This is a genomic window from Sulfitobacter aquimarinus, assembly GCF_040149565.1.
Lineage (GTDB): Bacteria > Pseudomonadota > Alphaproteobacteria > Rhodobacterales > Rhodobacteraceae > Sulfitobacter > Sulfitobacter aquimarinus.
In genome coordinates this window covers 293510-308809 of sequence record NZ_JBEFLO010000002.1, presented here as the reverse complement: position 1 = coordinate 308809, position 15300 = coordinate 293510, and the positions used below count along the sequence as shown (strand labels likewise).

General features: G+C 60.3%; 18 protein-coding genes. 5 read left to right on the top strand and 13 right to left on the bottom strand.

Going from position 1 to position 15300, the window contains the following annotated elements; all coding sequences use genetic code 11:
• Nucleotides 1-31: 31 nt before the first annotated feature.
• Both ABMC88_RS05570 and mgtE read right to left on the bottom strand, forming a co-directional pair.
• Entirely contained in the window at nucleotides 32-583 is a 552-nt protein-coding gene (locus ABMC88_RS05570) for a 5-formyltetrahydrofolate cyclo-ligase (protein ID WP_439655582.1), read from the bottom strand.
• Nucleotides 584-585: 2 nt separating this feature from the next.
• Entirely contained in the window at nucleotides 586-1986 is a 1401-nt protein-coding gene (gene mgtE / locus ABMC88_RS05565; RefSeq protein ID WP_349575850.1) for a magnesium transporter, read from the bottom strand.
• Nucleotides 1987-2088: 102 nt separating this feature from the next.
• Between mgtE and guaD the strand changes: the two genes are divergently transcribed.
• Complete coding sequence (gene guaD / locus ABMC88_RS05560; protein ID WP_349576134.1) at nucleotides 2089-3387, top strand: guanine deaminase; 1299 nt, start codon at nucleotides 2089-2091, stop codon at nucleotides 3385-3387.
• 102 nt (nucleotides 3388-3489) lie between these two features.
• Here guaD and ABMC88_RS05555 read toward each other — a convergent pair whose 3' ends face one another.
• The 5 genes from ABMC88_RS05555 to ABMC88_RS05535 form a co-directional block, all read right to left on the bottom strand.
• Nucleotides 3490-3954, bottom strand: a complete 465-nt coding sequence (locus ABMC88_RS05555) for a CAP domain-containing protein (protein WP_349575849.1) — start codon at nucleotides 3952-3954, stop codon at nucleotides 3490-3492.
• A complete protein-coding gene (locus ABMC88_RS05550) occupies nucleotides 3951-5297 on the bottom strand; it encodes an 8-oxoguanine deaminase (protein WP_349575848.1) in 1347 nt (448 codons plus the stop codon). Before ABMC88_RS05550 ends, ABMC88_RS05555 begins: the two co-directional genes overlap by 4 nt.
• Entirely contained in the window at nucleotides 5294-6103 is an 810-nt protein-coding gene (hisN, locus tag ABMC88_RS05545) for a histidinol-phosphatase (RefSeq protein WP_349575847.1), read from the bottom strand. Before hisN ends, ABMC88_RS05550 begins: the two co-directional genes overlap by 4 nt.
• Nucleotides 6104-6184: 81 nt before the next feature.
• Nucleotides 6185-6559: a helix-turn-helix domain-containing protein gene (locus tag ABMC88_RS05540; RefSeq protein WP_349575846.1), complete on the bottom strand. Its 375-nt coding sequence runs from the start codon at nucleotides 6557-6559 to the stop codon at nucleotides 6185-6187.
• 177 nt (nucleotides 6560-6736) lie between these two features.
• On the bottom strand, nucleotides 6737-7588 hold the full coding sequence (locus ABMC88_RS05535; protein ID WP_349575845.1) for a LysR family transcriptional regulator: 852 nt from the start codon (nucleotides 7586-7588) through the stop codon (nucleotides 6737-6739).
• A gap of 120 nt (nucleotides 7589-7708) precedes the next feature.
• Here ABMC88_RS05535 and ABMC88_RS05530 point away from each other — a divergent pair, with 120 nt between their 5' ends.
• From ABMC88_RS05530 to ABMC88_RS05520, 3 genes are all read left to right on the top strand, one after another.
• On the top strand, nucleotides 7709-7912 hold the full coding sequence (locus tag ABMC88_RS05530; protein ID WP_349575844.1) for a YjiS-like domain-containing protein: 204 nt from the start codon (nucleotides 7709-7711) through the stop codon (nucleotides 7910-7912).
• A 109-nt stretch (nucleotides 7913-8021) separates the two neighbouring features.
• A complete protein-coding gene (locus ABMC88_RS05525) occupies nucleotides 8022-8798 on the top strand; it encodes a Bax inhibitor-1/YccA family protein (protein ID WP_349575843.1) in 777 nt (258 codons plus the stop codon).
• Nucleotides 8799-8954: 156 nt separating this feature from the next.
• On the top strand, nucleotides 8955-9284 hold the full coding sequence (locus ABMC88_RS05520; protein WP_349575842.1) for a DUF2322 family protein: 330 nt from the start codon (nucleotides 8955-8957) through the stop codon (nucleotides 9282-9284).
• A gap of 8 nt (nucleotides 9285-9292) precedes the next feature.
• Here the strand turns inward: ABMC88_RS05520 and ABMC88_RS05515 are convergent, their stop codons facing one another.
• The 5 genes from ABMC88_RS05515 to ABMC88_RS05495 all read right to left on the bottom strand — a co-directional run bounded on the left by ABMC88_RS05515 (nucleotide 9293) and on the right by ABMC88_RS05495 (nucleotide 13499).
• Nucleotides 9293-10192, bottom strand: coding sequence for an NAD(P)-dependent oxidoreductase (locus ABMC88_RS05515; protein ID WP_500812339.1), 900 nt, complete (start codon nucleotides 10190-10192; stop codon nucleotides 9293-9295).
• 10 nt (nucleotides 10193-10202) lie between these two features.
• Nucleotides 10203-10622: a GlcG/HbpS family heme-binding protein gene (locus ABMC88_RS05510; RefSeq protein WP_349575840.1), complete on the bottom strand. Its 420-nt coding sequence runs from the start codon at nucleotides 10620-10622 to the stop codon at nucleotides 10203-10205.
• Between the two features lie 16 nt (nucleotides 10623-10638).
• The gene (locus ABMC88_RS05505) at nucleotides 10639-11925 is read right to left on the bottom strand and encodes a TRAP transporter large permease (RefSeq protein ID WP_349575839.1); all 1287 of its coding nucleotides are present in this window, start codon (nucleotides 11923-11925) and stop codon (nucleotides 10639-10641) included.
• Between the two features lie 2 nt (nucleotides 11926-11927).
• Nucleotides 11928-12461 (bottom strand): TRAP transporter small permease, encoded by a 534-nt coding sequence (locus ABMC88_RS05500; RefSeq protein ID WP_349575838.1) that lies wholly within the window; start codon nucleotides 12459-12461, stop codon nucleotides 11928-11930.
• Nucleotides 12462-12524: 63 nt separating this feature from the next.
• On the bottom strand, nucleotides 12525-13499 hold the full coding sequence (locus ABMC88_RS05495; protein WP_349575837.1) for a TRAP transporter substrate-binding protein: 975 nt from the start codon (nucleotides 13497-13499) through the stop codon (nucleotides 12525-12527).
• 320 nt (nucleotides 13500-13819) lie between these two features.
• On the opposite strand from ABMC88_RS05495, the gene ABMC88_RS05490 reads away from it, so the two are divergent.
• The gene (locus tag ABMC88_RS05490) at nucleotides 13820-14488 is read left to right on the top strand and encodes a GntR family transcriptional regulator (RefSeq protein ID WP_349575836.1); all 669 of its coding nucleotides are present in this window, start codon (nucleotides 13820-13822) and stop codon (nucleotides 14486-14488) included.
• A 5-nt stretch (nucleotides 14489-14493) separates the two neighbouring features.
• Here ABMC88_RS05490 and ABMC88_RS05485 read toward each other — a convergent pair whose 3' ends face one another.
• On the bottom strand, nucleotides 14494-15012 hold the full coding sequence (locus ABMC88_RS05485) for a redoxin domain-containing protein (protein WP_349575835.1): 519 nt from the start codon (nucleotides 15010-15012) through the stop codon (nucleotides 14494-14496).
• Between the last annotated feature and the right edge of the window lie 288 nt (nucleotides 15013-15300).

Sequence of the window (15300 nt, the reverse complement as noted above, 5' to 3'; positions counted from 1 at the left end):
TACGTTCCGAAAAACCCACATCTCCCGCGCTCTAGCGGATGTCGATCACGCCTGCTTCGGTCACGATCATGTCCAACGGCTGGTCTGTGGCCTCAAGCGGGGCCGCATCCACCTGTTGGCCCGCGAAGGCGAAACCAATTGCCAGTGTCGCACGCTTTGCGCGCAGCATCTCAAGGGTGCGGTCATAAAACCCGCCGCCATAGCCCAGCCGCCCGCCACGCCTGTCAAAGGAGAGCAGCGGCACGATGAGGATTTCAGGCTCGAAGAAGTCACACTCCGCAGGGATTTTCGCACCGAAAGCACCTGCGACCATAGGTGTATCGGGGGACCAACGGGCAAAGTGCAGCGGGCTTGCCGCAGCCTCGATCACGGGCACGCCGACGGGTCCATGGGCGCTGGCCTCGGCCATGGCGGGGGTCGGGTCAATTTCGGTCCGGATGGGCATGAAGCCTGACAGGGGCACACCGCGATACCCCGCAAGGACCTCGCTTAGGTAGCCCGCCTGGGCCGCGTTGGCCGCCTCGAACAGCGGCTTGCGGGTGGCAAAGGCGGCTTTGCGGGCGGCGGCTTTGGCTTGCGCCAGGCTCACAGCAGTACCGCCGCGGCAAGGCCAAGGAAGGCGAAAAAGCCAACTATATCCGTCACCGTCGTCACAAACGCCCCGGAGGCAAGCGCGGGGTCGATGCCCAACCGTTCCAGCAAAATTGGAATGCCGGTGCCAGCCAGCCCTGCCACGATCATGTTGATCACCATCGCCACGGCGATCACAGCGCCCAGCGCGGGGCTGCCGAACCAGATCACGCCCACGATGCCCATCACCACGGCAAAGATTGTCCCGTTGATGAGCCCCACCAGACATTCACGGCGAATAACGCGCCAGATGTTCGAGCCGGTCAAATCCTTGGTGGCCAGTGCGCGCACGGCCACGGTTAGGCTCTGCGTGCCCGCATTGCCGCCCATGCTGGCGACAATGGGCATCAGCACGGCCAGCGCCACGATCTGCGCCAGTGCCACCTCGAACTGCGCAATCACAAGACTGGCCGCAATAGAGGTCAAAAGGTTCACGCCCAGCCACGGCAGGCGCTGTTTCGTCGTCATGATCACACGGTCCGAAAGCGAGCTTTCGCCCACACCCGCAAGGCGCAGGATGTCTTCCTCGTGCTCTTCGTCCAGCACGGCCATGGCGTCGTCGATGGTGATGACACCGATCAGGCGGCCGTCTTCGTCCACCACGGGGGCCGAGATCAGATGGTACTGGTTGAACGCATAGGCCACATCGCCCTCGTCGCGTAGGGCGGGGATGATCTGGAATGTCTCCTCCAGCAGCGCAGTCAGCGGCACCTCGCGTTTGGAGCGCATGAGCTTGCCCAATGTCACATTGCCCACGGGATGCATCCGCGGATCAACCACGATGATGTGGTAGAACTGGTCGGGAAGCTCGGCCTCGGGGGTGGCGCGCAGATGGTCGATGGCGGTGCCCACGGTCCAATGCTCGGGCGCTTTGACGACCTCGCGCTGCATCAGACGACCGGCCGAGTATTCGGGGAAGGTCAGCGCCTGTTCCACCGCCGCGCGGTCACCGTCGTCCAGCGTGCTGAGGATGGTTTCTTGTTGTGGGCCTTCAAGGTCCTCGATGATGTCGACCACATCGTCACTGTCCAGCTCGCGCAGCGCTTCTTGCAACACTTGCGGGGTCAGGATGCCGATGACCTCGTCGCGAATCGAATCGTCGAGCTCCGACAGGATTTCACCGTCAAACTCGCGACCGTAAAGACGGATCAGACGGGTCCGGTCAAAGGCGCTGATCTGTTCCAGAAGGTCCGCGATATCCGCAGGGTGCAGCGGGTCCATCAACTCGCTCAGTTTTTCGCGGTCTTCGATGTCTACGGCATAAAGAATGGCCGATACATCGCGCTTGCCCAGCACATAAGCCTCGGCTTGGTCCTCACCTGTGGAGAGGGATTGCTCTGAGATTTGCTCTGACATGGGCGCCCTCCGTTGAACTGCCTTCAGCATAGGCATCCGCCTTGCGGACTACAATGGCGCGGGGTGCCTTGTGCAGGGGGCTTTTTGCGGTAAAACAACATGATGAACACCCAGACCCTTCTGACAGGCCAGACCCTTACGTTTCACGGAGACCCGCTGGTTCAGCCGTGGCAGGACTGCGTGCGCATCGACAGCGCGGGTGCGGTGCTGCTGGCGGGGTCGCGGATTGCGGCGGTCGGCTCTGCCGCCGCGCTCAAGGCTGCGCATCCGCAGGCAAAGGTGATCAGCTACGGCGATGACCTGATCTGCCCGGGGTTTGTTGACGCCCATGCCCACTATCCGCAAACCGCCATGATTGCGAGCTGGGGAAAACGGCTCATTGACTGGCTCAACACCTATACTTTCCCCGAAGAGGCGCGGTTTGCCGATCCCGACTATGCCCGCACCATCGCAGGGCGGTATCTGGATCTTACAGCCGCAAATGGCACGACAACCGTGGCTTCCTTTGCCACCATCCATGCGCATAGCGTTGATGCCCTGTTCGAGGCAGCACAGATGCGCGGCCAATGCGTTGTGACGGGCAAAACCTGCATGGACCGCAACGCGCCAGATGATCTGCGCGACACTGTGCAGACAGCCTATGACGACAGCAAATCGCTGATCGGGCGCTGGCATGGCACGGGGCGTGCGCAATACGCAATCACGCCGCGCTTCTCGCCCACCTCAACGCCCGAACAACTCAGCGCATTAGGGGCCTTATGGGGCGAGCATCCCGATTGCCTGATGCAAACCCATCTGAGCGAGCAGCCAGACGAAGTCGCGTGGGTGGCAGAGCTTTTCCCCGAAGCCCGCGACTACCTCGATACCTACGAGGCACACGGGCTGCTGGGCGCACGCGGCCTTTACGGCCACGCGATCCACCTGACCGAGCGCGAGATTGACCGACTGGCGGAGGTGCAAGGCCGCGTGATCCATTGCCCCACATCAAATGCGTTTATCGGATCGGGCGCGCTGAACCTGCCACAGCTGGCCGCACGCGGCGTGCCCTTGGGGCTGGCGACGGATACGGGCGGCGGATCATCCTTTTCGATGCTGCGCACGATGGCCGCGGCCTATGAGGCAGCGCAACACCACGGAGGGCCGCTGCATTCGGCGCAGCTGATGTGGCTGGCCACCGCGGGATCGGCCCGCAGCCTGCACCTGCACGACGAGATCGGGCACCTTAACGCGGGGCATTACGCTGACCTTGCGGTTCTCGACCTCCGCTCGACCCCTGCGATTGCCCAACGTGCCAATCGGGCGGATGATGTATGGGAAGACGTGTTTGCCACAGTGATGATGGGCGATGACCGTGCGGTCCGCGCCACGTGGATTGGCGGCGCAGAGATCACAGCAAGCTGAATATCCCCCCCCGCGAGGGGCTCAGGCCCGCAATGCGCACCCAAAATGTCTTATCTGCGCCGTCCTTTGGGACGGGGTAGATGCCGCGCGGTCACGCGGCGTTCAGCAGCGCGATGCGCCAACAACCAGCACGCGAAATCCGTTCACATTCGCCATGCCGAAGTCTTTTGCCTTACGCTTGACCATATTCCTGTAATGCCCCGGCGAGGTGCGCCACCCCTCAATCGCCGAGGCATCGCTGCGGTGCCCCCGTGCGACATTCTCGGCCAGTGTGCACCAGCGATAGCCGACACGTTTGACCCGCGCGCGCAGGTCCGATCCATCGCTGCCCCTGTGGGACATGAACGCGTTTGCGGCCATGTCTTTGGCATGGGCCAATGCCGCACGGTCCAGCTTTGCATTTCGTCTCAGCGCGGGCAGACCCGCCCGTGCGCGGATCGCGTTGACCATTGATCCGCCGGATGAGGTTGCGCTGACGGGTTGGGCCGCAACGCTTTGCGTCTGGGGTGCCCCGCCGCATGCGCCAAGGGTGGCAACCAGTGCGATACTTACCAACAAATTCTTCATACCCGTTCCTTTAGCTGCTCTGCCATATCCCGCTGCCGTACCAGCGTTGCGGCCATGTCTAGCGTCACAAGGTTTCTATTTCGTACCACTTGCCGCCCTTCGACAAAAAGGTCGCGCACCGTTGTCGGACCAGCAAGAAGCAGCGCAGCACGGTCCCATGATCCCGCCGATTGCACGCCGCTCACATCCCAAACAGCGATATCTGCACGTTTACCCAGCGCGATTCTGCCGCAATCGGGGCGGCCCAATACATCCGCGCCGCCGCGGGTGGCAATCTCCAACGCTTCGCGTGCGCTCATGGCGTCGGCCCCCAGCGCGACGCGCTGCAACAACATCGCCTGCCGCGCCTCGGCCACCAGATTGCCTGCATCATTGCTGGCCGAGCCATCAACGCCCAAGCCCACAGGCACACCCGCATCCCGCATCGCCCGCAAAGGCGCGATACCGCTGCCCAAACGGCAGTTCGAACACGGGCAATGCGCCACGCCTGTGCCCGTGCTGGCGAACAAATCGATCTCGGACGGGTCCAGCTTGACGCAGTGCGCGTGCCAGACATCGGGACCGACCCAGCCCAGACTTTCGGCATAGGCACCGGGACGGCAGCCGAAGGTCTCAAGCGAATAGGCGATGTCTTCGTCGTTTTCCGCCAGATGGGTGTGCAACATCACGCCCTTGTCGCGGGCCAGCGTGGCGGCGTTGCGCATCAGATCGGTGCTGACCGAAAAGGGCGAACAGGGCGCGATGCCCACGCGGCACATGGACCCGTCGGCGGGGTCGTGGAAGGCGTCGATCACGCGGATACAATCCTCAAGGATCGCATCCTCACGCTCAACCAATGCATCGGGCGGCAAGCCGCCGTCGCTTTCGCCAATACTCATCGCGCCGCGTGTGGGGTGGAAACGCAGGCCGACTTCGGCGGCGGCATGGATGGTATCCTCCAACCGCGACCCGTTGGGGTAAAGGTAAAGGTGATCCGAGCTGAGCGTGCAGCCCGACAGCGCCAGCTCGGCCAGGCCGACCTGCGCAGAAGTGAACATATGATCCGGCGTGAATTGCTGCCAGATCGGATAGAGCGTGCGCAGCCAGCCAAACAACAGCGCGTCCTGCCCACCCGGCACGGCGCGGGTGAGACTTTGATAGAGGTGATGGTGGGTGTTCACCAAACCGGGTGTGACGATACAGCCCGAAACATCGACAACCTCTGCCCCCTCGGGCGTGGGCAGGTCCTGCCCGATTTGCGCGATCACCCCGTCTTTGAGGAGGATGTCACAGCCGCGCAACTCGCGGCGGGTGTCATCCATCGTCAGGACCGTTTCGGCACCGCGCAAAACTGTGGTGGTCATAGCCCCTCCTGCGTGCGCAATATCGCCAGCGCTTCAGCGTGGATTTCTGCGTTGGCCGCTGCGATGGCGCGGCCACCTGCGTGCGCGGGGCCACCGTTCCAGTCAGTCACGATGCCGCCTGCGGCCTGCACCAAGGCCAGCGGCCCCTGAATGTCATAGGCTTGCAAGCCTGCTTCGATCACCAGATCAACCTGACCACTGGCGACCAGTGCATAAGCGTAACAATCCATTCCGTAACGTGTCAACCGCGCCTGACGGGCCACGGCGTGAAACGCCGCCCCCTCGGCATGGGAGCCTACTTCGGGGAATGTGGTAAACACAGTCGCCTGCGACAAGGCACGCGGGGCGCGGGTGCGGATGGGCCGGGTTTGGCCTGCGCGTGACATCTCGGCCCCCAAGGGCGTGCCGATGAACCGCTCGCCGATATAGGGCTGGTCGATCACACCCAGAAACGGACCATCCGCCCCACCCACGGCAATCAGCACCCCCCATGTGGGCGTCCCAGAGACAAAGCCGCGCGTTCCGTCGATCGGGTCCAACACCCACGTCAGCCCGCTTGTGCCATCCTGTGTGCCAAGCTCTTCCCCTAAAATACCGTCTTGAGGGCGCAGATCGGCCAGAACCGCCCGCATCGCGGCCTCGCCGGCGCGGTCGGCCTGGGTGACGGGATCGTAGCCGCCCGCCAGCTTGTTATCGGTGTGCAGGTCGGGGCTACGGAAATAGGGAAGGATCGCGGCACGCGCGGCATCTGCCATGCGGTGCGCGGCGGCGGTCAACTCGTGGATCAGAAGGGTATCTTGTGTCATACCCTGTCGTCTCACTCTGATCTGCGTCTTGCAAGGGGGCTTGCGCAAAACCGCCGCCCGCTGTGCCGTCACCGCGCCAGATCAGCCAACATCGCTAAGCACGCGAGCCAGTTCAAACAGACGGCGGCGTTGGTTTTCGGGGATGGCGTAGTAGCAGCGCACCAGCTCCATCGCCTCTTTGTCGCCCAACAGGTCGCCGGGCGCAGCAAAGGCAGACGGCATTGCCCTTGTTTCCTCGCCCTCGACCCCGTCAAAGAAATGGGAAACAGGCAGCCCAAGGGCCGCAGAAATTTCGTAGAGCCGAGAGGCGCTTACGCGGTTCGCACCCGTTTCATATTTCTGGATCTGCTGAAACTTGATCCCCACAGCCTCTGCCAGCCCTTGTTGTGTCATCCCGATAAGCCAGCGCCGTTGACGGATTTTTTTACCGACGTGGGTATCCACTGCATGAGCCAAAATCGTACCTGCCTTCTATCCCGACGGCAAAAATTTGCCTGCTTGGACGCGACACAAGCAACCGCTCGGACAAAGAGCATGGTAGGCAGGTATGTCGCGTCTACTTGGAAAACTATTAAAGTTGGCACGATTTTTATTTAGGGGAATTTCTGGCCAAATTACCCCCAAAGCCTCCGATCACCCCGCCCCCAGCTGTGCGGTCAACACATTCACCAGATGCTCCAGCGGCTCGCTCAGCTTGCCCGCCGTTTTATACAGGTTGATTTTCTGCATCGGGAGATCGGGCAAAGCGCCGCCATGGTCGATTGGCACCAGCTGCTGCGGCTCGGTCCCTTCGATTGAGGTAAAGACCGCCAGATCGGCGCTGACGGTGGCGTGGATCGAACTGTCGTTGTCTGTCTCCAGCAGCATCTGCCACGGAATTCCCGCATTATCCAGCGCGCCCACCACCAGTGGCCGAAAGGTACACAGACGGCCAAAAGCGATGTTGAGCGGACGTTGACGCCACGCGGCCCCGCCCGGCGCGCCCACCCAGTTTAACGGCCGCTCGGCCAGCGTCACGCCCCCTGGCGCAACTGCGGTTTCGGTGGTGAGAATCACATCACACTCTCCCTTCGCGAACATCTGGTGCAAGATCAGCGTATGCGATGCCTCGAGGGCGATGCGGATTGCGGGATAGGCCGCGTTGAATTTCTTTAGCACTTGTGGAATCGCGGGATGGACAACGTCATGGGGCACCCCAAGGCGCAGCGTGCCTGTGAACTCTTGCGCTGTCAGCCGTCCGACGACCTCGTCGTTCAGGGCAACCATGCGCCGCGCATAGCTCAGCAATTGGTCGCCGCTGGCGGTGAACGACACGGTGCGCCCGCTGCGGTCCAGCAGTTGCAGGTCCAGCAATTCCTCGATCCGCTTGATCTGCATCGAGACGGCCGATTGCGTCAAATGCAGGAATCCCGCTGCCCGTGTGACACCGCCCGCATCTGCCACCGCGACCAGCGCACGCAGAGTTGCTACGTCCAGATTTCGCATACATCACCATTCATTATGAGTTACATCATTAACATTCGTTTTCATTATGCCACCCCATCCCTCATATATCAAGCATCGGAATGATTGAGCAAAGAAACATCACAAAACGGAGTATTCAAAATGCGTATCGCCCTGCCCCTCACCCTCTCTGCCTCGCGCCGCCGTGGCCTGTCCCTGTGGCGTTTCATGGCCCTGCGCCGCAGCCGCCGTGCGCTGGCGGCCCTTGATGACGCCGCCCTGCGTGATGTCGGGATCAAGCCAGAGGACGCACAGGCCGAGGCCACGCGCCCGATCTGGGACGCGCCTGCCGCGTGGCGGGATTAACCAAAGCTAAAAACCTGACTGAAAAACCTTGAAAACCACGGGTCTGCATCCGATATTGGACGCAGACCTGACCCGTTTTGGGATCGGGACATCTTTTTGGGAGTTTTACATGGCAGACGTGAACACAATCCGGACCAGTGCCGGAAGCCGCACAGCCGCGATTGATGAGGGCCTGCGCGCACACATGAGCAAAGTCTACGGCACGATGTCCGTAGGCATGTTGATCACTTTCGCCGCCGCTTGGGCGATTTCGGGTCTTGCGGTCACATCCGACCCCGCCGGTGCCACGATGGCGCTGCGCGAAGGGCAATACCTGACGGGCTTGGGTCAGGCGCTCTATGCCTCGCCGCTGAAATGGGTTGTGATGTTCGCACCGCTTGCGTTTATCTTCGGCTTTAGCGCCGGCATCAACCGCATGTCCGCCGCGACTGCGCAACTGGTGTTCTACGCGTTCGCACTGGTTATGGGTGTTTCCATCAGCTCGATCTTCCTTGTCTACACAGGGTTTTCGATCATTCAGGTCTTCTTGGTCACAGCCATCGCGTTCGCGGGTCTGTCGCTGTGGGGCTACACCACGAAAAAGGACATCTCCGCATGGGGTAGCTTCCTGATCATGGGCGTGATCGGCCTTATCATCGCGTCCATCGTGAGCATCTTTTTCCCGAACCCCGCGCTGACCTTCGCGATCTCGGCCATCGGTGTGCTGATCTTTGCGGGCCTTACCGCCTATGACACGCAGCGCATCAAGACCGAGTACGTTGCACATGCGCAGCACGGCGACACAGAATGGCTGGGCAAAGCGGCCATCATGGGCGCGCTGAACCTGTACCTGAACTTTATCAACATGTTCATGTTCCTGCTGCAGCTTCTGGGCAACCGCGAATAACCTACGCTTAGTTTGAAATGATCAGGCCCCGCTCTCCGGTAAGGTGAGCGGGGCCTTTTTTATGGCGCGGTCTGAACGGGTCGTGAAAAGCAATGGTGGTGCTGCTGCGGGACTGTTAAACGCGGGGTATCAGAACCGCGCACAAGGGAATGACCGATGATCCAGCCGACCGCCTCTTTCAAAGAAAATCTGGCGCAACTGCCCGCCGTTGACGACATTGCCCGTATCGAGCTGACTGATGCCTCGGGGGCCGTTGTTGCAACCATCCCGAACCAGCAGGGCAAGCAAGGGTCACTGGTGGTCTACCGCTATCTCGCGGAACACTTCGGCACATTGGACGCGAATGCGGCGACCCACGGCACGCTGATTTTCGGCGAGCATACGCAAGACGCCAGAAACCGCCCCGGCGCGCACCCTAACATTGACCGCTTGTTCGAGATCATCGCAGGGGCCGCACCTTTGGGGATCAAGGTCGTAGCTGCCTAAGCGCGGCCTTAGCGGGCTTGCTTTAGGAACAGGTCGAAGATTTCGGGCACATTGCCCTCGCCCATGCCAGCCTCCAGCGCGGCCTTGAGGTTGGCATCCGTGCCTTCAGCGATTTGCGCACGCGTGCCCATGTCCTCAAGCATTTCCACGAAATACCCGATGTCCTTGCTGGCGTTGGCGATCGAGAACCCAAGATCGCTGACACCGTCCACCGCGTAATTCTTGCAAAACTGCATAAACGGAGAGTTGGACGGCCCCGCCGACATGATGTCAAACAGCTGCTGGCGGTCCACCCCTGCCCGCTGCGCCACGGCGAATGCCTGCGCCATGGTGCAAACAGTGGTCATCCCCATGAAGTTGTTGATCAGCTTGGTCACATGGCCCGCGCCGATGTCACCAAGGTGAAAGACATTCTCGCCCAGCACATCGAGGACCGGCTTGACCTTGGTATAGGTCTCCATTTCGCCTGCGGCCATGATGTTGAGCAGACCGTCCTTGGCATGGGCAGGCGTGCGGCCCAGTGGCGCGTCGATCATGCCTGCGCCCTTGGTGGCCAGATCGGACGCGATCTTGCGCGTCGAGGCGGGAATGGACGTGCCAAAGTCGATCACATCCGCGCCCTGCTTGATCCCTGCAAGGATGCCGTCATCGCCGTAGACCAGACCTTCGACAACCTCCGATGTTGTGACGCAGAGCATCACAATATCGCTGGCCTGTGCCAATTCTTTGGGGGTCGAGACTTCGACAGCGCCGCGGGCGACGGTCTTGGCCACGGCTTCTTTGTTGCGGCCCATAACCACCAGATCATAGCCGTTGTTTTGCAGGCACTCGGCCATGTTGCCCCCCATGAGGCCAAGTCCGATGAAACCGATGGTGGGTTTGGTCATTGTATGCTCCCGTTTAGCGATTTGGTTATGATTAAACGTCTGTGAATGCCTGAACGCCCGCTTGGGCGATCTGGAGATCCTGCGCCGGCGTGCCTGAACTGACGCCGATGCCGCCGACGACTTCGCCCTCGCTCAGGACAGGTAGGCCGCCCGCAATCGTCAGCATCCGCCCTCCAAGGGTCGAGGAGATGCCATAAGCGGGCTGGCCCGGTTGGCTAACAGTGCCCAGCACATCGGTGCCGTTCTTGATCCCTGTCGCGGTATAGCTTTTGTCGATGGCCAGATTGATGCTGGTGACCTTGGAGCCGTCCATGCGCTCAAACGCGATAAGGTTGCCGCTCTCGTCTGTGACGGCGATGCAGACGGGCACGCCGATGCTGCGGGCGTGCGCCCGCGCCCCTGCGATCAGCCTGCCCGCATCTTCAAGGTCGAGCCGTTTGAATGTCAGCATTTGCGCGTTCCTTTTGTTAGTCGCCAATGATCAGACTGGGCAATGTCAGCGATATTGCAGGGACAAAGGTGATCAACATGAGCGCTGCGAATATCGCCAGATAGAAGGGCCAGATCGTCTTGACCGCTTTTTCCATCGGTAGGTTGCCGACGGCGCAACCGACGAACAGACAGGTCCCCACAGGCGGTGTGCACAGGCCAAGGCCAAGGTTGACCAGAAGGATCATACCGAATTGCAGCGGATCAATGCCCAGCATGGTCATCACAGGCATGAAGATCGGTGTGCAGATCAGGATCAGGGCCGCCATATCCATGATCATCCCCAACAGCAGCAGCACCACGTTGATCATCAGCAAAACAAGGATCGGGTTTTCCGTAATCCCCAGCAGGAACTCGACCGTTTTGGTGGGCACGCGGTTGAAGGTGAGCATATAGGCAAAGGCCCCCGCGCAGGCGATCAGGATCATCACCATCGACGTGGTCCGCACAGAAGAGATTACGGCCGTCTTGAACCCCTCCCATGACAGGCTGCGGTAGACCACCAGCGTCACGATAAAGGCGTACATCGCGCCGAAGGCACCGGATTCAGTGACCGTAAAGATGCCCGACAACACGCCGCCCACGATGATCACAGCCGTCAGCAGACCGGGGATGGAACCGACAAATGCGATGGCAAGGGCTGTCCAACCGGGGAACTGCTCGGCGCGGTAGCCACGTTTGACGGCAACGACATAGGCCGCGATGGCAAGGCAGCAGCACATCAGCACGCCCGGCACCACGCCTGCGAGGAATAGCTTCGAAATCGACACAGCGCCGCCTGTGGCCAGTGCAAAGATAATCATGTTGTGGCTGGGCGGAATGATGATCCCCGCGATTGAGGACGTCACGGTGACGTTCACCGCATAATCCGCGTCATAGCCTTTGTCCTTCATCACCGGAATCAGGATCGACCCCAGCGCAGAGATGTCGGCGATGGCCGAGCCGGAGATGCCGCCAAACAGCATCGAGGAAAGCACGTTCACGATCCCAAGACCACCGCGCACAGCGCCTACTGCCGCTTGGGCAAAGCGGACCAGCCGTATGGCGATGCCGCCGTGGAACATCAGCTCGCCCGCAAAGATGAAGAACGGGATCGCCATGAGAGAGAAGACGTTAATCCCCGACACGATCCGCTGGAAGCCTACGAACAGGGGCAGCCCTTCGAACCAGAAGGCGGCAAGCGCGGAGATGCCCAGCGCATAGGCAACGGGCGTGCCAATGAACACGCAAAGGGCAAAGACCCCCAAAAGAACCATAAGTCCCATGATTAACCCTGATCTATATTATCTTGGCGCATGTCCCGCCCCAAAAACAGGCGGATCAAATGGCCGGTGGAGAAAAGAAAAAGCAGCACGCCGCTGATCGTGAGCGGCAACGAGCGGAGCCCCTCGGACCATTGGATAAGCGGGATCAACGTGTTCCATTTAAACTTGGTCAGTTCGATCCCGTACCAGAACATCATGCCGCCAAAGCCTGCCATCAGGACATCGGTCACGATGACAAAGACCAACCGCACGCGGGCGGGCACCATGTTGCGGAACACCACAACGGACAGGTGGGTGTGGTTATGCACCCCCGCCGCAGCCCCCAGAAACGCGATGACCATCACCAACAAAAGCGAGACTTGCTCGACCCACGTTGGGGTGTCGTTCAGCACATAGCGACCAAACACCAGCCATGCGAAGATGACGGTCATGATGACGATGGCGGTGCCTGCGATCAGCACACAGATACGTGCGAGCAGATCCAGAACCCTGTCCATTGCACGCAGCAATGCAGGGGTTGAATTGGGTTCTTGCATAGGGTCCCCGCTAAGCAGATGCATCCGGCGGGCCTTTTTGCCGCCGGACGCGATTGATATGGCTTACTCGGTGGCTTGCGCCATCTCGACCAGAGCTTTCATATCGGGGTTGGCTTTCAGATAGTCGGCATAGACCGTGTCCATCGCGGATTGGAACGGCGCTTTGTCACCGATTTCATTGACCATGATGCCTGCGGCTTCCACATCCTTGCGCGCCTGCGCAGAGCCTACGGCCCACAGCTCACGCTGGTGCAGGGCGGCTTCTTGTGCCGCACCGCGGACCGCTTCCTGCATCTCGGCAGACAGCGCGTTGAACTTGGTGGTGTTCACGCAGATACACTCGGGAATGATCAGGTGCTCGGACAGCGAATAGTGGGTTGTCACCTCGTAGTGGCCGACGTTCTTGAACGAGGGGAAGTTGTTTTCCGCACCGTCCACAACACCGGTTTTCAGCGCTTGCTGCACTTCGGAGAAGGCCATCGGGGACGGGTTACCGCCCATGGCAGAGATCATCGAGGTGTAGAGATCGTTGTTCATCACGCGAATCTTCAGACCCGCCACATCGGCAGGCGTGTTGATCGGCTTTTGGCTATAGAACGAACGTGCGCCTGCATCAAACCATGCCAGCGGCAGAATGCCTGCGTCGCCCATTGCGGCGGCAACTGTCTGGCCCGCATCGCCTTCCAGCACGCGGAACATGTGTGGCACGCTTTTGAAGATGAACGGCAGGGAAACAAGGTTCGCCTCTTTCACCATCGGGCCAATCGGGCCGAGGTTGAAGTTACCGACCTCGATCGCGCCAATGCGGACCTGCTCCAGCGCGTCAGGCTGCGAACCCAATACACCACCGTGGAACACGTCAACGGTGACTTCGCCGCCTGTGGCCGTTTTGACCAGCTCGGCGAATTTATCCATCGCGGCGGTGTTCGGGTGGCCATCGTTGTGGATGTTCCACGCGCGCCAGCCGTCAGCAGCCGCCGCACCCGTCACCAAAGCCATAGCCGTCGTGGCCGCGAAAAGCGTTTTTGTAAATGTCATGGGTTCTCCTCCCTAGTGTTTCTCGAACAGCGCGCGCCGTAGTGATTGAGCGGGGAGTACTGCGCCTTTTGGCATCTTCACCCTCCGGTCCGGAATCGCTGTCCCAGCAATAAGGAGACTAGTATCCAAGTTATGTCAACAATTGACTTTCGGGGCTTCGTCTGACTTGACATACACGGACAAGGTGACAGGCTGCATAACGTGACATAGGTCGAATTATCTGCCCGCAGAGGGCGATAATTTGGCACAAATGCAATAGCTTACACGATCATGGCCAGCCATCACCGCCACCGACAAAAACAGGACAAGAGCAAGACCAAGTGGAAGATATTGTAAGGCGCACAACGACCGACGCGGTCTATGAAACACTCCATAGCGAGATTGTTTCACTGCAATTATTGCCCGGAACCAAGCTGTCAGAGACAGAAGTGGCCCGCCGTTTCGGCGTTTCGCGCCAGCCCGTGCGCAACGCATTCACCAAATTGGGCAATGATGATCTGCTGGTGATCCGTCCGCAAAAGGCCACCGAAGTGCGCGGCTTCTCGATGGAGCGGATCGCCCTCGCGCGGCTGGTCCGCATGGCGGTCGAGCTGGAGGTCGTGCACCACGCCGTCAAAATCTGGGACGCCCCGCGAGAGGCCAAGATGGCCGAAAATCTGGCCCTACAGGAACAGGCGGTAAAAGACGGCGATATGGCTGCCTTTCACGCGCTGGACTATGACTTTCACAAACTGATCTACGTCTTGGGCGGCAATCCTATGGCTTTTGAGGTGATGCTGGAATGCAAACAAAAGGTCGACCGTTTGTGCCTTCTGAGCCTCGGCAAAGAGCGTGAGGTCGCCTCCATTCTGGAAGACCACCGTCAGATCGCCGCAGGCATGGCCTCGGGCGATCTGGAACTGGCACAATCCGCCATGCGCAAGCACCTGTCACGGCTGGATCAGACGATCGAATACATCCACCAGACGCATTCGGACTACTTCGAATAGCGCGGTCAGGCCGTCCCGCGCTCGGGGCGGTCGCTGTCGATGTTGAACTTCATCCCGTCCAACAGCTCTTCCAGATCGGGCCGCGCTGCGGGGCCGTTCGAAATATCAACCAGCATCAGTGTCCCGTTGGGGCGAATCGCAAATGCGCCCGGCTCTGCAAACAGGTCCGTCGTCTCTGCCTCCGACAGTGGCGACGAGACATAGAGGCCAAGCGCGCGCATCTGCGGCTCGGTCAGGCCATAGCACAGATCAAAATCCCAGCCGAATTCGGCCATATCCGCCGCTGCTTTCTCCTCGGTATCAGAGGACACAACCACCACGTCCATCACATCGGTCCATGCAGGCAACACCGCGTTGAGCTTGTTCAGAAAGCGTTTGCAGCGCGGGCAATGCTTGCCACGGTAGACAAACAACATGGTCCAACGGTCTTTGGCTTGGCCAATGCTCACCCGCGCGTCAGACCCCGGTTTGGCAAAGCTCATCTGTTCGATTTGTGCGCCGACATTCGGTTTTGCTGTGATCATAGCGGGAATTCCTCTTGGGGTTTCTGTGGCGTGCCACTGGGGTAACGCCCACAATCCATTGCATAGAATGCGCCAGACTGGAAAGTACATCACAACAAATTGTGCGGCCCGCATATCAAGCACCGCGTCGCTCTGCGCAGACGTTGTCAGATGGCGCACAGCGGTGCCGCTTACATCTGCCTGCACAGCCTCTGCAACCTCGCGGCACCCTCTTTGCCGGCCCCGCTCCTTCGCTTTTCATTTTGCCCCTAAACTCATCCCCCGCTTTCACCGAACAATGAACTTTAA

Coding starts and splice junctions, on each gene's coding strand:
- mgtE (WP_349575850.1), bottom strand. CDS start 1,986: ATGTCAGAGCAAATCTCAGAGCAATCCCTCTCCACAGGTGAGGACCAA.
- ABMC88_RS05535 (WP_349575845.1), bottom strand. CDS start 7,588: ATGCGAAATCTGGACGTAGCAACTCTGCGTGCGCTGGTCGCGGTGGCA.
- ABMC88_RS05485 (WP_349575835.1), bottom strand. CDS start 15,012: ATGATCACAGCAAAACCGAATGTCGGCGCACAAATCGAACAGATGAGC.
- hisN (WP_349575847.1), bottom strand. CDS start 6,103: ATGACACAAGATACCCTTCTGATCCACGAGTTGACCGCCGCCGCGCAC.
- ABMC88_RS05500 (WP_349575838.1), bottom strand. CDS start 12,461: ATGCAAGAACCCAATTCAACCCCTGCATTGCTGCGTGCAATGGACAGG.
- ABMC88_RS05530 (WP_349575844.1), top strand. CDS start 7,709: ATGCGTATCGCCCTGCCCCTCACCCTCTCTGCCTCGCGCCGCCGTGGC.
- ABMC88_RS05520 (WP_349575842.1), top strand. CDS start 8,955: ATGATCCAGCCGACCGCCTCTTTCAAAGAAAATCTGGCGCAACTGCCC.
- ABMC88_RS05510 (WP_349575840.1), bottom strand. CDS start 10,622: ATGCTGACATTCAAACGGCTCGACCTTGAAGATGCGGGCAGGCTGATC.
- ABMC88_RS05550 (WP_349575848.1), bottom strand. CDS start 5,297: ATGACCACCACAGTTTTGCGCGGTGCCGAAACGGTCCTGACGATGGAT.
- guaD (WP_349576134.1), top strand. CDS start 2,089: ATGAACACCCAGACCCTTCTGACAGGCCAGACCCTTACGTTTCACGGA.
- ABMC88_RS05525 (WP_349575843.1), top strand. CDS start 8,022: ATGGCAGACGTGAACACAATCCGGACCAGTGCCGGAAGCCGCACAGCC.
- ABMC88_RS05505 (WP_349575839.1), bottom strand. CDS start 11,925: ATGGGACTTATGGTTCTTTTGGGGGTCTTTGCCCTTTGCGTGTTCATT.
- ABMC88_RS05555 (WP_349575849.1), bottom strand. CDS start 3,954: ATGAAGAATTTGTTGGTAAGTATCGCACTGGTTGCCACCCTTGGCGCA.
- ABMC88_RS05495 (WP_349575837.1), bottom strand. CDS start 13,499: ATGACATTTACAAAAACGCTTTTCGCGGCCACGACGGCTATGGCTTTG.